Below are 16,234 nucleotides of genomic sequence, written 5' to 3' on the forward strand. Positions count from 1 at the left end.
GGGTGTCCCCGCAAAAACCTTTTTTCTTCTCTTTTGCGCGCCGTCGCAGGCGGCGCGCGAAGGAGGGAAGGAAACTGGGGACACCCCAGACCCCGGCAGGGAGACGCTGCACCCCTTTGAGCGGAGAACTGGAAAGCCCTGGTAAATGTGAGCCGCCACTTGACTTTTGCTATATGTGTCGGTTATATTTTGGTTGGACGATCAACCAGGAGGAAGCAGGCAGATGACGACACGCGAACGAATCATTCAAGCAGCATATCATGTACTGGCCGAGCATGGATATGATGCGACCACAATCAAGGCGATTGCACGCGAGGCCGAGGTCGCACCGGGACTGGTGCATTATTACTTCGCGAATAAAGACGAATTGCTGGTAGAAGTACTCAAAGACATTTCGAGCCGCTATACCGAGAACATGCGCAGAGTGATGGACAGCCTACCCGCTGACCGGGTGGGCGAAGCAGGCTTGAATGATGCGTTACAGCGCACACTGCGTACTCCCGAGACGTATTGTTTGCGCTGGGACTACGCAATCCTACGCTGCTGCCTGCGGTAACGGAGCTTTTGCAGAGGGGATGTGGGAGCATTGGGCAGGTCGTGCAGGCAGCGGGAGGCGAGCAGGCAGTTAACTCCGATTTGTTCGCGTCAATCCTGCTGGCCTGTTTCGATGGCCTGGCCCTCCAGCATATTACCGGCCAGAACTTTGCTGTCGAGGACGCATATGGAGTGCTGACACGTATGATCAATGTCTTCCTGGAACACAGTTGACCAAATTTTTTTACACGTAACTGGTTGGATGACCAACCAGCTATCAAATAATTTATTGCACTTCTTGAATAGATGCTGTTATGAATTGGTGGATAACTAAACAGCGAAAAGGAGCAATGCTATGGCGACGTTAACCGTGACGCGCGTGACCCATTCCTGTGTCCTGCTCGATATTGCAGGCACGAAGATCCTGACTGATCCCTGGTTCTCAGAAAAAACTGGCTATCTGCGGGGCGAGCCACTGGCTTTTACTCCGCAGGAACTTCCACTTCTGGATGCAGTGCTGGTCAGTCATGGACACTACGATCATTATGATATGCAGGCATTCCAGGCTTATCCCGACAAGAGCGTTCCGGTGCTAGTCAAGCGGGGTATCGCCGCAGCCGCGCGCAAGGTCGGATTTCATACTGTGATTGAGCTTGATCCCTGGGAAACTGCCGAGGTTGGTAATCTTACGATCACTGCCACGCCCGCTGAACATGGAGTGCCTGAGAATACCTATGTTGTGCAGAGTTCCGACTTCACGATCTTCTTTGGGGCCGACACGCTCTTAATCCCACAACTGCGAGAGGTTGCGACCCGTTTTCCACGCATTGATCTGGCTCTGCTTGCGGTAAATGGATTGCAAATTCGTCCCGCGTTTAATCGTCAGGTGGTGATGAACGCACAGGAGGCAACGGAACTGGCCGAACTCTTACGCCCGCGCGTCGCTGTGCCAATGCACTACACTTTCACCGCAGGTGCGCTCCGTGATCGCCTGCTTCTCAAGTATACCGGAACCGCCGCACAATTTGCCCAGGAGATGGCACAGCGCATTCCGACAACGGCGGTGCATATTTTGGAACCGGGCGAGCCGCTAGAAATCACATCTCTCGCATAAGCTGTCACCGCGGCAACGGTGGTGGGGAGAGATCAATATAGGCATGCTGAATAGCCCTGGTATATATGCTGTTGAAGAGCTTTTCGCCTGTTACGTTCTTCACTTTATATTCGTGCCATTGTACACGCGGTCCCTAGAGATAGTATTGGGATGCGCCACAAGAAGATTGTCTATACATATGAGTTGAGCAGTAGAAGAAAGAGGTTTTGTAAAGTGGAACGCTTTAGTCAAACACGTACAGGCATAGACACGTTTCACCCTGGCATCATTGTCTTGATCTTACTGACAATTGGTGCCCATTTGTTTCTTGGAATGCAGCCCGATGAGGAGCTGCACACCTGGTTTTTGCTTAATGGATTAGGGTATCTCGTCCTGTTAGCCGCATTTGTGCTTCCTCAGTTCATAGCCCTTCACAGCTTCGTGCGCTGGATCTTGATGGGCTATACAGCGCTGACTGTTGTTCTCTGGGTCTTTTTAGGAGGACCGAAGGAGGGCAAGCTTGATCCATTTGATGTGCTGGTGAAAGCTGTAGAAATCTTTTTGTTGCTGCTTCTCTTCTTTGATTGGAGATGGGACTCAAAGCTGAAGATCTGACCTGCATGTTGACAGGCCAGACGGTGCTGGTCCTCGATGATTATCATTTCATGGCGTCTCCTGTGATTCATAACGCGCTCAGCTTTTTGATCGAACATGCGCCGTCACATTGCATCTGCTGATCGGAACGCGCAATGATCCTCCCTTGCCTCTCTCTCGCCTGCGCGCCAGGGGTCAACTGAGCGAGTTGCAAGTGGATGCATTGCGCTTTGTCTCTTCAGAAGTGCAAACGTTCTTGCAGACGATGGGGCTTCAACTTGCGCCTGATCTCCAACTGGCACTTGAGGAGCGAACGCAGGGCTGGATTGTCAGCATTCAGTTGCTGGCCCTGGCCTTGCGCGCTCAGCCACACCCGGCTGCTTTGCTTGCGAGCAATCCTGGCAGCCATCCCTTTTTTCTTGAATATGTTAGCGAAGAACTGCTGGCACGTCTCCCGTTAGAGGATCGTCGATTTCTGCTATACACCAGCATTCTGGATCGGTTGACGGGTTCGCTCTGTGAGGCCGTGACGGAGCTTCCCGCCGGGCAAGCACGCCTGACCGCATACTATCAGGGGCATGTACTGCTCAATGCGCTGGACGACGCTGGGATGTGGTATCGTTACCATCCTTTATTCGCCGATGCTCTGCGTGCGCACCTGCACAGACGAGAGCCGAACGTGATTCCCGCTCTCTATTGTCGTGCCAGTTATTGGTACGAAGAACGCGGCGAGGCGGAAGAAGCATGTCATAACGCGTTTCTGTCCGGCGATATGCAGCGTGCGGCGCAACTGCTGGAGAAGCTCCTGTTTACGCTCATTGCAGAAGGCAAGTTTTCTCGTCTGGGTCGCTGGCTGGACCAACTCCCTGAAGAAGTGATCGCCCAATCTCTTCATCTCACTCTTGCTCTGCTGTGGCGGCAAGCGCTCGGCACACGGTCGCGGGAGCATGTGGCGAAAATGCTGGAACCGTTCGTCCAGCGTGACCCGGATCAGGAAACTGCCTGGGTAGACTTGCGCAGTCAGCTCGCTCTGTTGCAGGTGTTGAGCGTACTCTCACAAAACGATCCCGAACAGACGATTATGACGCTTGAAGAGGCGTTGTGCTCGCTTCCCACGCAACAAACGGCGTTGAGCCGTTTTATTGCCCTGCTCTTGCGCATGATCCTGCACGCCATGTATCGCGTGCATGGCGATCTGGCCGCCTCTGAACAGATCCTCCTCGATATCAGCTTGCCGCGCAGCTCACAACAGATCTACCCGCTCGATCTGATCGGCTGGTGGGGACTGGCGGAACTCTATGAGGCGCAGGGACAATTGCGACAATGGTACTCGCGTTATGAGCAGTTCTTTCGGGTGCTGGGACCTCATCCTGATCTGCCACCCCTACCGCTCTCGGTGGTGCTGATGAGCAAGGCAACCCTGCTGTACGAATGGAACTGGTTGCAGGATGCAACAGAAACGACCCACGAGGCGCTCTCACTGACCGAGCGTATCAACTTCAATCACGATGGCGCGCTATGGCTGTGACCCGAGGGTTTGAGGGCAATGTGCTGGAGATTCAGATGCTTACGGCTCTGGCGTTTGCTGCTCAGGGAAAAACGAAGCGCGCATTGCGCGTGCTAGGGCCGCTTCTGGAGAGAGCCGAGCCAGAAGGCTACATTCGTCTCTTTGCCGACGAAGGCCAGCCGATGGCCCATCTGCTCACCTACATCTCTGCTGCTACTTCTGCATCGCCTGAATATCTCAGAACGATTCAAACTGCACTGATTCCCACTCAGGAAACACAGGTGCTCGTCCCTGACGTACAGTCTGTTGTATCTCAGTGGTCGCTTATCGAGCCACTCACAGCTCGCGAACTGGAAATTCTGCGCCTGCTTGCTGCTGGCTCCTCAAATCTGCAGATTGCTCATCAACTGGTGATTAGCCTCAACACTGTCAAACGTCATGTCCAGCACATCATCGCCAAATTGGGTGTGACCAACCGGACTCAGGCAGTTGCCAGCGCACGCGCACTCCGTTTGCTGTAATTCTGCACAAAAAATAGTCCTTCATATGCTTCTTTCAAGGCATGGCTTCTTCTTGCAATGGCGCTAGGCTGTGGAGAGAAAAACAAGCAGCTTCTCTCTTGAAAGGAGTTTTTCCCTTTATGCGTTCTTCAACCTCTGCAAATACAGCACCGTCGCATGCCTCAAAGAGTGGTGAGCGATTGCGCGGATGGAGTCTGATTACGGTGATGGTTGGTCTGGCTCTGAGCCTTTTCCTCGCTGCCCTCGATCAGACCATTGTGGCTACGGCACTACCAACTATTGCCGGAGAACTACATGGCTTGCGTAGCTCTTGAAAGATGTGCCGTTGCGCGAAAACGCCTCGCTACGTGATACTGGAAAGGGGAGCGCCAGGTAATGCCTGCCACGTGGCATCTGGATAAAGCTGGGAGAGGCGCAAACTCTGCTCGCCCTATTCGAGTGAAGATGTCGTAGTCGAGCGATTTATCGCGCATTTCTCTCCAACATGTAAAATGCGCGATAAATCGCTCGACTACGACACGAGAGCACAGGCTATGCGTATTGCTATGGCTTGAGGTCCAGCACCGCGCGGCCTGTCGCCAAATCGACAGGCACCGAAGCCTGCATATGCGCGATCAGCCACTTGCCACCGATCTTGCGGAAGCAAGCGGTCCAACGCAGCCAGTTCCCGACCTTCTGCCCATTGTGCATGGTTGCGCTCAGCCGATTGAAACTGTGGGCAAATGCTACGTCGCCGCCTACCGTGATGTCCAGGTCAACAACTTCATAGTTGATTGGACCCGGGAATGAGGAAAACACCTCTCTCCACTGTTTCCTGTATGCATCTGTTCCCACGTATTGCAGCGGGGGCACGATGTCGAACGACACAAGGTCAGGCGCGTACATGGACATCACTTCATCAATATCCTTGTTGCGAAGCCCCTCGACTCCACGCTCTATGACCCTTTTGATTTCGGCTGCATCGCTTTTCTTGTTGTCTTCGACTGTCATAGTTTCTTCCTCGATCTGCTAGAAGCCAAGCTGTTGCTTGACCAGGACAATCGTGATACGACCTGGCTCATGCTCTGCATTGATGATCAGAAGTTTATTGATGGCGCTGCCCTGGCCGTATACCTGTTTAGCACGTTCGCTTTCCAGGGGAAGGCTATATTCGCGGATGCGGCGAAATCCGTCTTCCAGTGTGTGGACGAGCTTTTGTGTGCTAACTACCCAGATCGCCTTGCTCGCGCCAAAGACGGCGGCACTTAACTGGCTGCCAGAGGCCGATGCAATGAGCAGCTCGCCCTGTTCGGTGATTGCCTGGACGCTTCCCACCAGGACATCGGGGGCGGCTACCAGTTGGCGTATCTCGTTACGCTGTGTCACGTGATCAAGCGCAGCTACCTGAGAGCGTACCGGTTGAAAGCGATTTGTGTGTGCGATCTGCTCTGTCAGGCCAATCCCATCAGCGGTGCTAGAAGGTGAATTATAGACTCGTGAGCCATCGGAGATTGAGTCAAGTACATACTTGCTTGCTTCTTCGCCGGTATCAAAGACGACAACCTGTATGCCGTGTGCTTGCAGTGCCTGTGCGGTATTTTCGATTTGCTGCTCTGATGCCAATTGAGTGAATTCGGAATTTGGTAGAACGGTAGTCATTGAGATTGTTTTCACTTTCTTGTTTTTTTGAATATCTTAATATGAAACTGGTGGAAGGTTGCTGACGACTCTATTGATGAACTATGCTCATTGCGTCTGAGCTTCCGCCTCCGCTGTGTGAGGTGCTGAGCCTGCAAGCGGAGTGGTATCGAGGTATCTGACCTCGTAGGCGCGCTCGGCGAACTTCCAGCCTTCCTCTGTGCGCTGATAGCGGTCGTGGTACACAGCGTAGTTCAGGTACGATTTGCCGTCACGCAGGCGTATGAGTTCACTCATATAGGCCCGACCGATTGCAGTGTCGCCAAGCAATTGGATCGTGCCCGGGTGCGTGTTTTGCACGAAATAATCCCACTGACCCTGTAGCTGTTTGCTTCCAGTACGGATTTGCTCCCGGCCCACTTGCTCGATATTGGCACCGAGGAAACGCAGCACACCGTTCTGTGTGAACAGCGATGCCAGGCGGTCGTAGTCGTACATCATCGCCGCGTCAGTGAACTCGCCGCGCAGCGCCTCGATCTCGAAGCGATCAACAATGCTCTCTAAGTCGCTCATTGATTTCCTCCTGGTTTGTTGACAGAAGCGTCCATACGGCGGATCAGGGAAGTGCGTCTCCCTGTCACATCCGTAGAGTTTCTTTTGTCATAATAATGACAAATTGAAATGAGGAAATGTGACCGATGGATAAACACGACTGGCTGGCACAACAATTTGAGGCGGAGCGTCCTCGCTTGCGGGCGGTGGCCTACCGGATGCTCGGCTCGCCCTCCGAGGCAGAGGACGCCGTGCAGGAGGTCTGGCTGCATCTCTTTAGTTCCGACACAAGCGCTGTCTCGAACCTGGGCGGCTGGCTGACAACGGTAGTCGCGCGGGTGTGCCTCAATATGCTACATGCGCGCAAGTCGCGGCGCGAGGAGTCCCTGGAAGCGTCGGTGCCTGGAGTAGTGACGGACAGTGAAAGCGAGATTGACCCGGAGCAAGAGATGGAGCTGTCCGATTCGGTTGGTCTGGCGCTGCTGGTGGTGCTGGATACGCTTGCTCCCGCCGAGCGCCTCGCCTTTGTCCTGCACGACATCTTCGCCGTGCCCTTCGACGAGATCGCGCTTATTGTGGAGCGCTCTCCAACTGCGGCCAGGCAGCTCGCCAGCCGCGCACGCCGCCGGGTGCGGGGAAGAGAGCACATGCAGGATGCGGACCTGGCCGCTAGCCGAGAAGTGGTCGAAGCCTTTCTCACCGCCGCGCGCACCGGGAACTTCGATGCGCTGCTCGCTGTGCTCGATCCAGATGTCGTGCTCCAAGAAGGCTCTATAGGCGTGCCAGGCGAGATTCATGGTGCGGCGGCAGTGGCAAAACAGTTTATGGGACGTGCCCAGACAGCACGACCAATTCTGGTGAATGGCTCTGTGGGAGTCCTGGTGGCTCCGCATGGGCGGCTGCTCGGCATCCTCGATCTCTCGATCAGGGATGGCAAGATCGCCGCGATCACCGCGATTTCCGACCCTGCACGCCTGCGCGAGTTGCATCTGGCGGTCCTCGACGACTGATGCACTGCCGCCCATCTTTCGTGCGTGTCTGTTCAGTAGTCGAGTCTGTGCTTTCTCGATTAGCGGAGGGAGCACGACGGGCTGCTATGAAGAGTTGTTTTTTGTAATGAACTGTTCGCTGTGCCCCAAAGGTGTGAAGAAGAAGGTGAAGGCAATGCCAAGAATCAGCAGGCCGACCACCGTGTAGATCAGGGCGATCTGGTTCGTTTGAGCAATGACAAAACCGCCAAGCAAGGCACCCAGTGATGCAGTTGACCAGGTCAGAACTCTGGTAACAGTAATGACACGGCCAAGCAACTGATGGGGTACAGCAGTCTGCGTCAAGCTATATGCATGGATGAGAAAGAGAATATCTGCGCCGCCGCGCAATGCCCAGAGCAGAAGCAATACCCAATACCGGTGCGAAAGCGCGGTCAAGGCCGTCAATCCCCCCTCCATATTGCAGCAAAGTTTGCCGCATCAAAGCAGATTCTCAGGGTAGATTGGAGAAATGCGACTGCATAAATCCACCAGACGGAGAGCAAGCCTATGAGCGCAACACATGGAATAGAAGCTATCACAAGCGCACGAATGATATCTGTTACAATCATCAAGCGCTTGCGATCAACGCGATCAGCCCAGGCTCCAATAATCAGACCCAGGAGAAGATAGGGGAGAGAAATGGCCGTGAGCATCAAGGCGAGGGCAAGAGAAGAACCTGTGAGTTTGAAGATCAACAAGGGTAAAGCGAAGCCTGTAAACGAGCTTCCCAACGTTGAGATCGTTTGTCCCATCCAGAATTTCCAGAAGTCACTGCTGGTACGTGACTCGACGACAGAAGAGCGAGCAGACATGAAATTCCTCCCGATTTCAAAAAGCAAAGGAGCGCTGCCTTTTCTTGAGAGTAACCTGCTATTTGCATAGCTTGCAAGATAGATTCTATGCTTTTAGCATAGGCCATCCATGAGATATGCTAAAAGCCATGCTGAAAAAGAGATGCCTTACACCTCTTTATTGTTGAGCGGTTTGGCAAAATAGAGCCATGTCGATCTCAATGGATTGAAGAAGTACCTACATTTGAAGGAGTGCTTTATGAGCAAACTGCAAACAGATCCCGAACGGACAAGCCGGGTTGCAAAAGATTATCAAGCAGGGTTTGTTGACCCGATTGCTGTTGAAGCGGGCGAAACTTTTGCTGTGAGCGAAAGAACCGATGCCTGGGAGAACAATCCCATATGGATTTGGGTTTGGTGTACCGACCAGCGAGAAAAAAGCGGTTGGGTTCCGAAAAAGATCATCCAGATGAATCCAGATGGCCAGACGGGAACCACTCAGGTTGCTTACAATGCCAGAGAACTCACAGTGACCGCTGGTCAGGAACTCATCATTAAGCAGGAGGAGAGTGGGTGGTTCTGGTGCTGCAATCAGCAGGGAAAGTGCGGGTGGGTTCCTATCAGCCATATGATGGCAGAGTCCTGATCTTACCACAGGGGTATTTGAGCCGCGTAATGTACTTCCTTCCAGGCGTAGACGGTGGCAAGAAGAAGCGCAAGATCGAAGAAGTTTTGCCTTCTCTGTCCCTGCTATACTGCTCATTATTGATTGGACTCTCAAGTCGTAGTCGAGCGATTGATCGCGGGGAACCACATCACAGGCCGTCCCCGCGATCAATCGCTCGACTACGACTCTGTCAAACTTCAATCACACGTTGGAAAGACAACTGGATATGGTAGGGGCGACGGCTTGTCCTCACCCAATGTGGCCCCTCATCGCGCCTATGGAGGCGGGCGAGGACAAGCCGTCGCCCCTGCCATATCCGATCACACCCCGGAGGATGTCCTGGATGCATCAACCAATGAAGCTTGACAGAGTACTACGACAGCCTCATTAACAAGGAGAACCTTATTATGATTCGCAAGATTGAAGCGACGGTTTTATTTGTTCAGGATTTAGATACATGTACGGCGTTTTATCGAGACACGTTCCGCCTTGAGTACCAGGGGAATGATGCTCAGTCTGCCATGTTTCTGCTGCAAGAGGGGTTGTACCTGATCTTGCTCTCGCCTGAAGGTGCCGCAGATCTGTTAGGAACGCCGGGAAATGCCCTTCCTGCACCAACTGGATTTCGCGGGCTGCTAGCTGCCGGGGTGGTGGATGTCGATGCGGCATATAAAGAACTCAAAGCGAAAGGCGTTACCTTTCTTAGACCTCCAACCGATCAGCGCTGGGGACTGCGCACGGCCCACTTTGCCGATCCCGAAGGCAATGTCTGGGAGATTAACCAGCCCATAGCAACTGGAACAGAAGGGTAGAGTTGGTTATTGTCCCTTTTGCGAAAAAGTGCCGTATACAGGGATAGACACAACGTTGTGACATGTGTTCTCTCACCCACTTTTATATGCGAAAGGACAGACAATGCAACCAACCAGCAATACATACGATCAGTTTGCGGCACAATACACAGAGATGATTTCGTCGCAGGAGCGGGCTGGAGCGGAGACCAGCCCGACCATGTCCCCATTTCTTCAGGTCGTTGGAGATGTGCGCGGCTTGAAAGTGTTCGATGCGGGATGTGGCGAGGGCTATCTCTCGCGCATCCTCGTCCAGCGTGGAGCTGAGGTCACGGGCGTAGATGTTTCGGCCCCGCTGGTCGAGATCGCTCGCGCCAAAGCGTTTGCGGATCAGATCCATTATCTGATAGCCGATCTCAGCCAGCCACTCCCCAGCTATCAGGGTCAGTTCGATCTGGCTACCAGTTTTTTTGTGCTCAATGATATCTACGATTATCAGGGATTTCTCATGACGCTGGGAACGGTCCTCAAGCCGGGTGGACGGCTGGTGCTGTTCATGAACAATCCGTATTCGTTCGTGATCCGTAGCTTTGTCACCGATTACTTTGCTCCTGGTCTGGCATATCCCTATCGGGGCATGGCCGATTTAGGCGTAAAGGTCCATTTTTACCAGCGAACGTTGGAAAACTACCTGGATGCCAGCTTTGCAGCAGGATTTCAACTGCAACGGCTGGTGGATGTGCCGACGCCCGAGGGCAGCTTCAAGCGCAGGAAAGAGACGCTGCTGCCCGAAGGGTATCACTTCCCGTTCTTTACGATTTTGAGCCTGGTGAAAAAAGACTCGTAGCGACAAACCCTTGCGGTTGTCGCGGTCCCTGTTCTCGCAGCGACAAACCGTTGCAGTTGGTCGCTGGTAATGCGCGATATACAAGCGCGGCCAGAGACAACTGCAACGGTTTGTCGCTACTATCAGTGGGATACACGACGTCCGAAAGAGGAGAGGATAGTTTCGAGAACCGGGAGCATGCTGGAAGCTCGTTTTGCTTTAATGATCATGTCCCAGGCTGGCTCGAATTTCTTCCATCCAGTGGCATAGGCCATATGTCGGAGTCGGTCGTTCCATCTAGCTTTGGTCCAGGCTCCCTGGAAAATCGAACCCCAGCGGTAGAAATTGCGATAGGCGCGCCAGTATCCAGCTTCCAGCGCGTCGGGGGCCAGTTTTGCCGGACGGTAGACGACATGGCGGGTATCGTAGAGATCCCAGTTGCTATGGAGCAGGCGTCCCTGTTGGGCCATGCGTTCGTAGAGGGCAGTTGTTGGATAGGGTGTGAGGATATGGAAGGTGGCGGTCTCGATGCCCTGCTTGATGGCCCATTCGACGGTGCGGTCAAAGACAGTTTCGTCGTCGTCATCCATGCCAAAAACGAAGCTCCCGTTGACCATCACCCCCTGATCGTGGAGGCGTTGAATGGCGGCGCAATAGTCGCGATTCAGATTTTGATATTTGTGCTGTTCCTGCAAGTTTGAAGTGCTGAGCGTTTCAAAGCCAACAAACAGGCTGCGTAGCCCGCTCTCTACCGCTTTTTCCAGCAGTCCCGGTCGTAGCGCGGCTTGCACGGTTCCGGCTGCCTGCCATAGTCGTCCCATGCCTTTCATGCCGTCGAAAAGTGCTTCGGCAAAGCGTGGATTGCCGAAGAGATGGTCGTCCAGAAAGTACAGGTGCCTGCCTGGGAGCCGATTGATTTCCGCCAGCGCGTCATCTACCTGTTGGGTGTAAAAGGATTTGCCCCCTTTAAAAAAAGCCTCTTTATAGCAAAAATCACAGACATGTGGACAGCCGCGCGAAACAACAATAGAATTGGGCACAAGGTAGAGGTTGCGCTTGATCAGATCGCGCCTGATTTTGGGGATGCCAACCAGCGTGCGTACCTTCGAGGTGTAGACTTTTGCTGCACGTCCCTGTCGATAATCGCTGAGAAACGCGGGCCAGATATCTTCTCCCGGCCCTAGAAAAATGGAATCGGCATGTTGGGCAGCCTCATCCGGTAGCGACGTTACGTGTAGTCCACCCAACGCGACATAGATACCTTTCGCACGGTAATGGTCTGCCAGCTCATAGGCCCGGTATGCAGAGGTAATATAGACCTGGATCACCACCAGATCAGGGTTATCGTAGAGATCGAGCTTTTCGACATGTTCGTCCTGAATAGTGACCTGATCATCTTCATCAAGGTAGCCGGCCAGAGTTGCCAGACCAAGCGGAGGGAAAAGGGAATATTTGATCGGACGGAAATAGGGGCTGATCGCTTCGGTTAAAGCGGGGAGGATCATTTTTACTCGCATCTATTGGCTCCTCATATACTCAAATTTCTCCTGTTGAAGCCCTGACCACCGTTTCCAGTATAAATGGAAGCGTATGCTCAAGCCAGGTCTTGAGGACGCCTGTTATGGTACATGTGTGCGAACCTGAAGGTTTTCGGATGCATCTTTTTCTGGTGCTGAGTCCATCTCGATGGGCCTATCGCACCTTCTATTTATTTACGAGTGTCGCTGTGAGATGCTATACTAGAAAAATCGAGTCTGCTCTATCCAGGCTTAATGGAAGGGTAGTAAGCTATGAACGGCAAAAATGTGCCGGAGAGGTTATATACGCCCACGATTTTACAGAATGCTCTGGGCAATCCTCTCCGTTCAGAGCAGCGCGCTGGTGAGTTGTTGCCCCATGTTCTCTCACCGCTGGACATGCTCACAATATTTATTGCAATCGTTGTGTTCATATCCAACGTCTCGATTGTTCAGTCCGCTGACGTTGGTATCGCTACATATATTTATTGGATCGTTGGTGTTCTGACCTTCCTTGTGCCTGGGGCCATTGTTGCCGAACAACTCAATCGTTTTATGCCAGTGGAAGGCTCCATCTATGTCTGGACGCATCGGGCATTAGGGCCATTATGGGGCTTTTTAGCCGGTTTTTGCGCCTGGTTTCCCGGTGTTCTCGTCTTGCTTGCTGGCAGCGATACCATTATCACGTTCCTACATGGGATCTCTTTTCAGCTTCAGGGCCACGAGCTAAACTGGCTCAACACTCCCTGGCAGCAGGGAGTTGTTGTCCTGCTTCTGCTCCTGCTCACCGGCTGGCTGGCAACCTTTCCCCTCTCTGCGCTGATGAAATGGGCGAAGGGGATTGTTGCATTGTATTGCATAACCATCCTGCTGGTTGGTCTGGCGGGCGTGATCTGGTTGTTCAGTGGGCATCCTCCACAAGTTTCTCTTGCTCCTGGTGTGGTTGGGAGCGTTCAACAGCCTTTTGTGTTATATGGTGTGATCGTGCTGGCACTGCTTGGGGTGGAAGTTCCGCTTAATCTGAATGCTGAAACCCGGCGGCCTGATGCCGCAAAGCTATTTCTACGCTGGGGGCCGCTCGTTACTCTGATCGCCTATCTGTTGGGCACATTTGGGGTGATGGTAGTAGTCTCGCAAAATGTGTCCGACTCACCCTATTCAACCCTCGCCGCCGTGCAGATCGTCTTTGGAGCCCCTGTTGCCGCGCTGGTCGGCCTTATCTTCGTCTTGTTCTTTCTTACCACTGTTGTACTCTATAACGTAGCTTTCGCCCGCATTTTGTTTGTTGCAGCTTTAGATTATCGCTTGCCCTCGTTTCTTACCAGGATGAACCGCCATTCCGCAACCTACTGGGCCACCAACGTACAAACGATCATCGTCATGATCATTACGCTCGTGGTCTATATTATTGGTCCTTTACTCTATCCAGATGTTGGAGCGGCATTTTCGGCAAGAATCTATAATGTCATTCTCGCTACCACTAACATCATCTGGTGTCTCTCAATGGTCATCCTCTTTTTTGATCTTCCCATTATCCTTGTTCGCTTTCGTAGTATGCTTTCCCGCAGCGCCAGTCTGCTGATCCTGCCTCGCTGGGTGCTGCATCTATGCTGCCTTGTTGGAGGTATGGCCTGCCTGTTTGGTATCTGGACGACGTTCAATGCTTCCTGGAATCCACATCTGATCTCAGATGATCAGTGGCACATCATTATTGGGATGACTACCATCACTTTTCTCGTGATCGGTCTGATCGCGGCTGCCTATCCGCGCCTCTTGAGCAATGTGCAGGAGCAGACCGCCATCGCTCGTGAAAATGCCCGCCTCTATCGAGAATTACAGATGGCGTATACCAGGCTCAGCGAACTGGATCAGCTCAAAGACGCGTTTCTGACCACAGCCAGCCATGAATTACGCACGCCTCTAACCATCGTGCAGGGCTATCTCGAATTGCTGAAGGTCATGGAGGATGTGAGCACTGAGGAACGGCAGGCCTTTATTACAAAAGCGTGTCGAGCCTGCGACGAGCTGACCGTGCTGCTGGCTAATATTATGGACGCTAGCCGCCTGCAATTTGATGCAGCCACCTTGCATATCATGGACATTCCATTAAAAAGTACGACGGTTGTGACCATTGATCTCTTTGAGCCGCTCATTCGTCAAAAGCAGCACAACATTCTTATCGATATTGATCCATACATTACCGTGAAGGCAGACGAGACGCGTTTGAAGCAAGTCCTTCACAATCTCATCTCTAACGCCTTGCGTTATTCACCAGAACATACAGCGATTCAGATTGTGGCGGAGGTCAAAGATGGGAACATGGTACGCGTCAGTATAAGCGATCGTGGGCGGGGAATACCGCCTGATAAGCAGGCGATGATTTTTGAGAAGTTTGTGCGCCTGGAACGTGATATGCATGGTGATGTTCGTGGGAGTGGGCTGGGACTCTTTATCACGCGCCAGTTGGTCGAATCCATGTGCGGGAGTATCAGGGTCGATAGTAGTGGGATCAAGAATGAGGGCGCGACCTTTTCATTTACTCTGCCTTTGGGTGAGCATTTGCCGGTAGAGCGGACCCGGATAGGTTCGCAGCAACGACGAGATAATGAATTGTAACATGTTATAGCAGAGATTTTCTCCTGTCGTAGTACTCTGTCAAGCTTCATCGTTGGTGCATCCAGAACATCCTCCAGGGTGGGAACGAATATGGTAGGGGCGAGGGCAAGCCGTCGCCCCTACCATATTCGGGTAGTTCTCTGGATGCGTCAATCATACGCCTTCACTTTTCAATCTGGGAAACGGCGTGGCTGTATTGTGACTCATAACCTCCCTAAAAAGGGGTATTATGCGTTAGAGGGTGAAACTGGCGAGGTTATAAGTCAGCAAAAAGTATCTAAGGTACAGGTGGAAGAAAGAGCGCTTAGAGAGAAACGACCACTTTTTTCGCGGAGACGCCTTGCCTTTGAGCGTCTAAGCCAGCCTGGATGTGATCGAGTCCCTTGCCAACGACGACTGGTTCCGGGGCGGCGACATAGTGGCCGGAAGCCAGGGTTTGGGGTAGGAAATCTTCATAGATAACTTTGCAAACCTCGTTGTAGCCCTCGTTGTCCATCGAGGTGCTGTCCGAAATACTCTTTGAGCGAATGCCCTTCGTCCGAAACTTTATTTGCATCGATGTATTCGCTACCATAAATCTAAAGAGGAACGGGAGTAGCCGTAAATCCAGACCAGGACGCAGATCTGAAGGAAGGGCATCGAAAGAGACGGATTGGGGTAGGCTGGCACGCGAAACAAATTTGTTCCCGTTGCAGGCATGAACGATATCAGCACAGACCTCGGCTGATCCTGCTCCGATTGCAAGCGCTCCCGCGCAGATCTTGCCATTGAAAGCCTTTATGATTTCTTTTACTGTAGTCTTATTATGGTAGTCGAAGACCTGGCTTGCTCCAAGTTTCTTGACGTAGTCGAAGTTCCGTGGCGACGCTGTGGTAATGACCTCATAACCGGCAGCAACGGCGAGTTGGATGGCATTACTGCCAAGGCTTGATGAACCACCCCAGATGAGAAGCGTCTTCCCTGTCGGCCTGGGATGAACACTGGGATATTGGAGCGCGAGCTGATCTTTCTGAAACAGACCACAGGCTGCGGTAGACAGCGTGAGAGGCAAAACAGCAGCGTTTTCGTAAGACAGCGTGTTGGGAATTGGTGCTGCCATGTGAGCAAGAACCACGGTATATTCCTGAAAGGCACCCTCTGCTGCACTATTTCTTTTGGAATCCATTCCCGAGGCATGTCCAAGGACACGATCACCCACTGAGAAACGCGTGACCCCTTTTCCAACCTCAACGACTTCACCCGCGAGATCGGAACCAAAGATAAATGGGTATTTGATCCAGGGCAATACGAAGGTGCCAAATATCGGTGTAACCCAATCGATAGGGTTGATGGCGACTGCGTGGTTTTTAATGACAATTTCGCCCTCACGTGGACGGGTGTATGGCGCAGATTTGACCACAAGTGGCGCTTGGCTGGTGAGAAACCAGGCTGCGGTATTCGTTGGCATGTTAGTGATTCTTTCTGTGTATAAGTGTGATCCGGTTGCTCCCAAATCCATATGCGTTTGTGAAGCGACTCGATGACATATTCCTCCCCTTCGTGGGAAACACCGGGGTTGAATAGCGACAAATTGTCGC

At 52.7% G+C, this 16,234-nt stretch carries 20 protein-coding genes; 13 read left to right on the plus strand and 7 right to left on the minus strand.

Annotated features, from left to right (window positions below; genetic code table 11):
* The first annotated feature begins 223 nt into the window (after positions 1-223).
* From K3T83_RS47105 to K3T83_RS47135, 7 genes are all read left to right on the plus strand, one after another.
* Positions 224-556: a TetR/AcrR family transcriptional regulator gene (locus K3T83_RS47105; protein WP_220210081.1), complete on the plus strand. Its 333-nt coding sequence runs from the start codon at positions 224-226 to the stop codon at positions 554-556.
* Between the two features lie 8 nt (positions 557-564).
* Positions 565-768, plus strand: coding sequence for a hypothetical protein (locus K3T83_RS47110; protein ID WP_220210082.1), 204 nt, complete (start codon positions 565-567; stop codon positions 766-768).
* A gap of 121 nt (positions 769-889) precedes the next feature.
* Positions 890-1,648 carry an MBL fold metallo-hydrolase gene (locus K3T83_RS47115; protein ID WP_220210083.1) on the plus strand — a complete coding sequence of 253 codons (759 nt, stop codon included), beginning with the start codon at positions 890-892 and terminating at the stop codon, positions 1,646-1,648.
* A gap of 213 nt (positions 1,649-1,861) precedes the next feature.
* Positions 1,862-2,242, plus strand: coding sequence for a hypothetical protein (locus tag K3T83_RS47120; RefSeq protein WP_220210084.1), 381 nt, complete (start codon positions 1,862-1,864; stop codon positions 2,240-2,242).
* A 109-nt stretch (positions 2,243-2,351) separates the two neighbouring features.
* The gene (locus K3T83_RS47125; protein ID WP_220210085.1) at positions 2,352-3,749 is read left to right on the plus strand and encodes a winged helix-turn-helix domain-containing protein; all 1,398 of its coding nucleotides are present in this window, start codon (positions 2,352-2,354) and stop codon (positions 3,747-3,749) included.
* The gene (locus K3T83_RS47130; RefSeq protein WP_220210086.1) at positions 3,740-4,249 is read left to right on the plus strand and encodes a helix-turn-helix domain-containing protein; all 510 of its coding nucleotides are present in this window, start codon (positions 3,740-3,742) and stop codon (positions 4,247-4,249) included. Before K3T83_RS47125 ends, K3T83_RS47130 begins: the two co-directional genes overlap by 10 nt.
* A 119-nt stretch (positions 4,250-4,368) precedes the next feature.
* The gene (locus K3T83_RS47135; RefSeq protein ID WP_220210087.1) at positions 4,369-4,563 is read left to right on the plus strand and encodes a hypothetical protein; all 195 of its coding nucleotides are present in this window, start codon (positions 4,369-4,371) and stop codon (positions 4,561-4,563) included.
* Between the two features lie 229 nt (positions 4,564-4,792).
* Here K3T83_RS47135 and K3T83_RS47140 read toward each other — a convergent pair whose 3' ends face one another.
* The 3 genes from K3T83_RS47140 to K3T83_RS47150 all read right to left on the minus strand — a co-directional run bounded on the left by K3T83_RS47140 (position 4,793) and on the right by K3T83_RS47150 (position 6,439).
* Positions 4,793-5,239 carry a YybH family protein gene (locus K3T83_RS47140; RefSeq protein WP_220210088.1) on the minus strand — a complete coding sequence of 149 codons (447 nt, stop codon included), beginning with the start codon at positions 5,237-5,239 and terminating at the stop codon, positions 4,793-4,795.
* An 18-nt stretch (positions 5,240-5,257) separates the two neighbouring features.
* Positions 5,258-5,887, minus strand: coding sequence for an LUD domain-containing protein (locus K3T83_RS47145; RefSeq protein ID WP_236065226.1), 630 nt, complete (start codon positions 5,885-5,887; stop codon positions 5,258-5,260).
* A gap of 87 nt (positions 5,888-5,974) precedes the next feature.
* Entirely contained in the window at positions 5,975-6,439 is a 465-nt protein-coding gene (locus K3T83_RS47150; protein WP_220210089.1) for a nuclear transport factor 2 family protein, read from the minus strand.
* 125 nt (positions 6,440-6,564) lie between these two features.
* Between K3T83_RS47150 and K3T83_RS47155 the strand changes: the two genes are divergently transcribed.
* Positions 6,565-7,428, plus strand: a complete 864-nt coding sequence (locus tag K3T83_RS47155; RefSeq protein WP_220210090.1) for a sigma-70 family RNA polymerase sigma factor — start codon at positions 6,565-6,567, stop codon at positions 7,426-7,428.
* Positions 7,429-7,512: 84 nt separating this feature from the next.
* Here K3T83_RS47155 and K3T83_RS47160 read toward each other — a convergent pair whose 3' ends face one another.
* Both K3T83_RS47160 and K3T83_RS47165 read right to left on the minus strand, forming a co-directional pair.
* Positions 7,513-7,854 carry an MFS transporter gene (locus K3T83_RS47160; RefSeq protein WP_220210091.1) on the minus strand — a complete coding sequence of 114 codons (342 nt, stop codon included), beginning with the start codon at positions 7,852-7,854 and terminating at the stop codon, positions 7,513-7,515.
* Positions 7,851-8,261 (minus strand): MFS transporter, encoded by a 411-nt coding sequence (locus tag K3T83_RS47165; protein WP_220210092.1) that lies wholly within the window; start codon positions 8,259-8,261, stop codon positions 7,851-7,853. The genes K3T83_RS47160 and K3T83_RS47165 overlap by 4 nt, the downstream gene beginning before the upstream one ends.
* A gap of 238 nt (positions 8,262-8,499) precedes the next feature.
* Here K3T83_RS47165 and K3T83_RS47170 point away from each other — a divergent pair, with 238 nt between their 5' ends.
* The 4 genes from K3T83_RS47170 (at position 8,500) to K3T83_RS47185 (ending at position 10,545) form a co-directional block, all read left to right on the plus strand.
* Entirely contained in the window at positions 8,500-8,886 is a 387-nt protein-coding gene (locus K3T83_RS47170) for an SH3 domain-containing protein (protein ID WP_220210093.1), read from the plus strand.
* 123 nt (positions 8,887-9,009) lie between these two features.
* Complete coding sequence (locus K3T83_RS47175) at positions 9,010-9,273, plus strand: hypothetical protein (RefSeq protein ID WP_220210094.1); 264 nt, start codon at positions 9,010-9,012, stop codon at positions 9,271-9,273.
* Positions 9,274-9,314: 41 nt separating this feature from the next.
* Positions 9,315-9,719, plus strand: a complete 405-nt coding sequence (locus K3T83_RS47180; RefSeq protein WP_220210095.1) for a VOC family protein — start codon at positions 9,315-9,317, stop codon at positions 9,717-9,719.
* 103 nt (positions 9,720-9,822) lie between these two features.
* A complete protein-coding gene (locus K3T83_RS47185) occupies positions 9,823-10,545 on the plus strand; it encodes a class I SAM-dependent methyltransferase (protein WP_220210096.1) in 723 nt (240 codons plus the stop codon).
* A 122-nt stretch (positions 10,546-10,667) separates the two neighbouring features.
* On the opposite strand, the gene K3T83_RS47190 is transcribed toward K3T83_RS47185, so the two are convergent.
* On the minus strand, positions 10,668-12,041 hold the full coding sequence (locus K3T83_RS47190; protein WP_220210097.1) for a B12-binding domain-containing radical SAM protein: 1,374 nt from the start codon (positions 12,039-12,041) through the stop codon (positions 10,668-10,670).
* A gap of 273 nt (positions 12,042-12,314) precedes the next feature.
* Between K3T83_RS47190 and K3T83_RS47195 the strand changes: the two genes are divergently transcribed.
* The gene (locus tag K3T83_RS47195; protein WP_220210098.1) at positions 12,315-14,657 is read left to right on the plus strand and encodes an amino acid permease; all 2,343 of its coding nucleotides are present in this window, start codon (positions 12,315-12,317) and stop codon (positions 14,655-14,657) included.
* 304 nt (positions 14,658-14,961) lie between these two features.
* Here K3T83_RS47195 and K3T83_RS47200 read toward each other — a convergent pair whose 3' ends face one another.
* On the minus strand, positions 14,962-16,104 hold the full coding sequence (locus K3T83_RS47200) for a zinc-binding alcohol dehydrogenase family protein (RefSeq protein WP_220210099.1): 1,143 nt from the start codon (positions 16,102-16,104) through the stop codon (positions 14,962-14,964).
* Positions 16,105-16,234: the final 130 nt, after the last annotated feature.

Source organism: Reticulibacter mediterranei, assembly GCF_016587455.1.

Coding starts and splice junctions, on each gene's coding strand:
- K3T83_RS47105 (WP_220210081.1), top strand. CDS start 224: ATGACGACACGCGAACGAATCATTCAAGCAGCATATCATGTACTGGCC.
- K3T83_RS47115 (WP_220210083.1), top strand. CDS start 890: ATGGCGACGTTAACCGTGACGCGCGTGACCCATTCCTGTGTCCTGCTC.
- K3T83_RS47130 (WP_220210086.1), top strand. CDS start 3,740: ATGGCTGTGACCCGAGGGTTTGAGGGCAATGTGCTGGAGATTCAGATG.
- K3T83_RS47135 (WP_220210087.1), top strand. CDS start 4,369: ATGCGTTCTTCAACCTCTGCAAATACAGCACCGTCGCATGCCTCAAAG.
- K3T83_RS47140 (WP_220210088.1), bottom strand. CDS start 5,239: ATGACAGTCGAAGACAACAAGAAAAGCGATGCAGCCGAAATCAAAAGG.
- K3T83_RS47145 (WP_236065226.1), bottom strand. CDS start 5,887: ATGACTACCGTTCTACCAAATTCCGAATTCACTCAATTGGCATCAGAG.
- K3T83_RS47150 (WP_220210089.1), bottom strand. CDS start 6,439: ATGAGCGACTTAGAGAGCATTGTTGATCGCTTCGAGATCGAGGCGCTG.
- K3T83_RS47155 (WP_220210090.1), top strand. CDS start 6,565: ATGGATAAACACGACTGGCTGGCACAACAATTTGAGGCGGAGCGTCCT.
- K3T83_RS47165 (WP_220210092.1), bottom strand. CDS start 8,261: ATGTCTGCTCGCTCTTCTGTCGTCGAGTCACGTACCAGCAGTGACTTC.
- K3T83_RS47170 (WP_220210093.1), top strand. CDS start 8,500: ATGAGCAAACTGCAAACAGATCCCGAACGGACAAGCCGGGTTGCAAAA.
- K3T83_RS47180 (WP_220210095.1), top strand. CDS start 9,315: ATGATTCGCAAGATTGAAGCGACGGTTTTATTTGTTCAGGATTTAGAT.
- K3T83_RS47185 (WP_220210096.1), top strand. CDS start 9,823: ATGCAACCAACCAGCAATACATACGATCAGTTTGCGGCACAATACACA.
- K3T83_RS47190 (WP_220210097.1), bottom strand. CDS start 12,041: ATGCGAGTAAAAATGATCCTCCCCGCTTTAACCGAAGCGATCAGCCCC.
- K3T83_RS47195 (WP_220210098.1), top strand. CDS start 12,315: ATGAACGGCAAAAATGTGCCGGAGAGGTTATATACGCCCACGATTTTA.
- K3T83_RS47200 (WP_220210099.1), bottom strand. CDS start 16,104: ATGCCAACGAATACCGCAGCCTGGTTTCTCACCAGCCAAGCGCCACTT.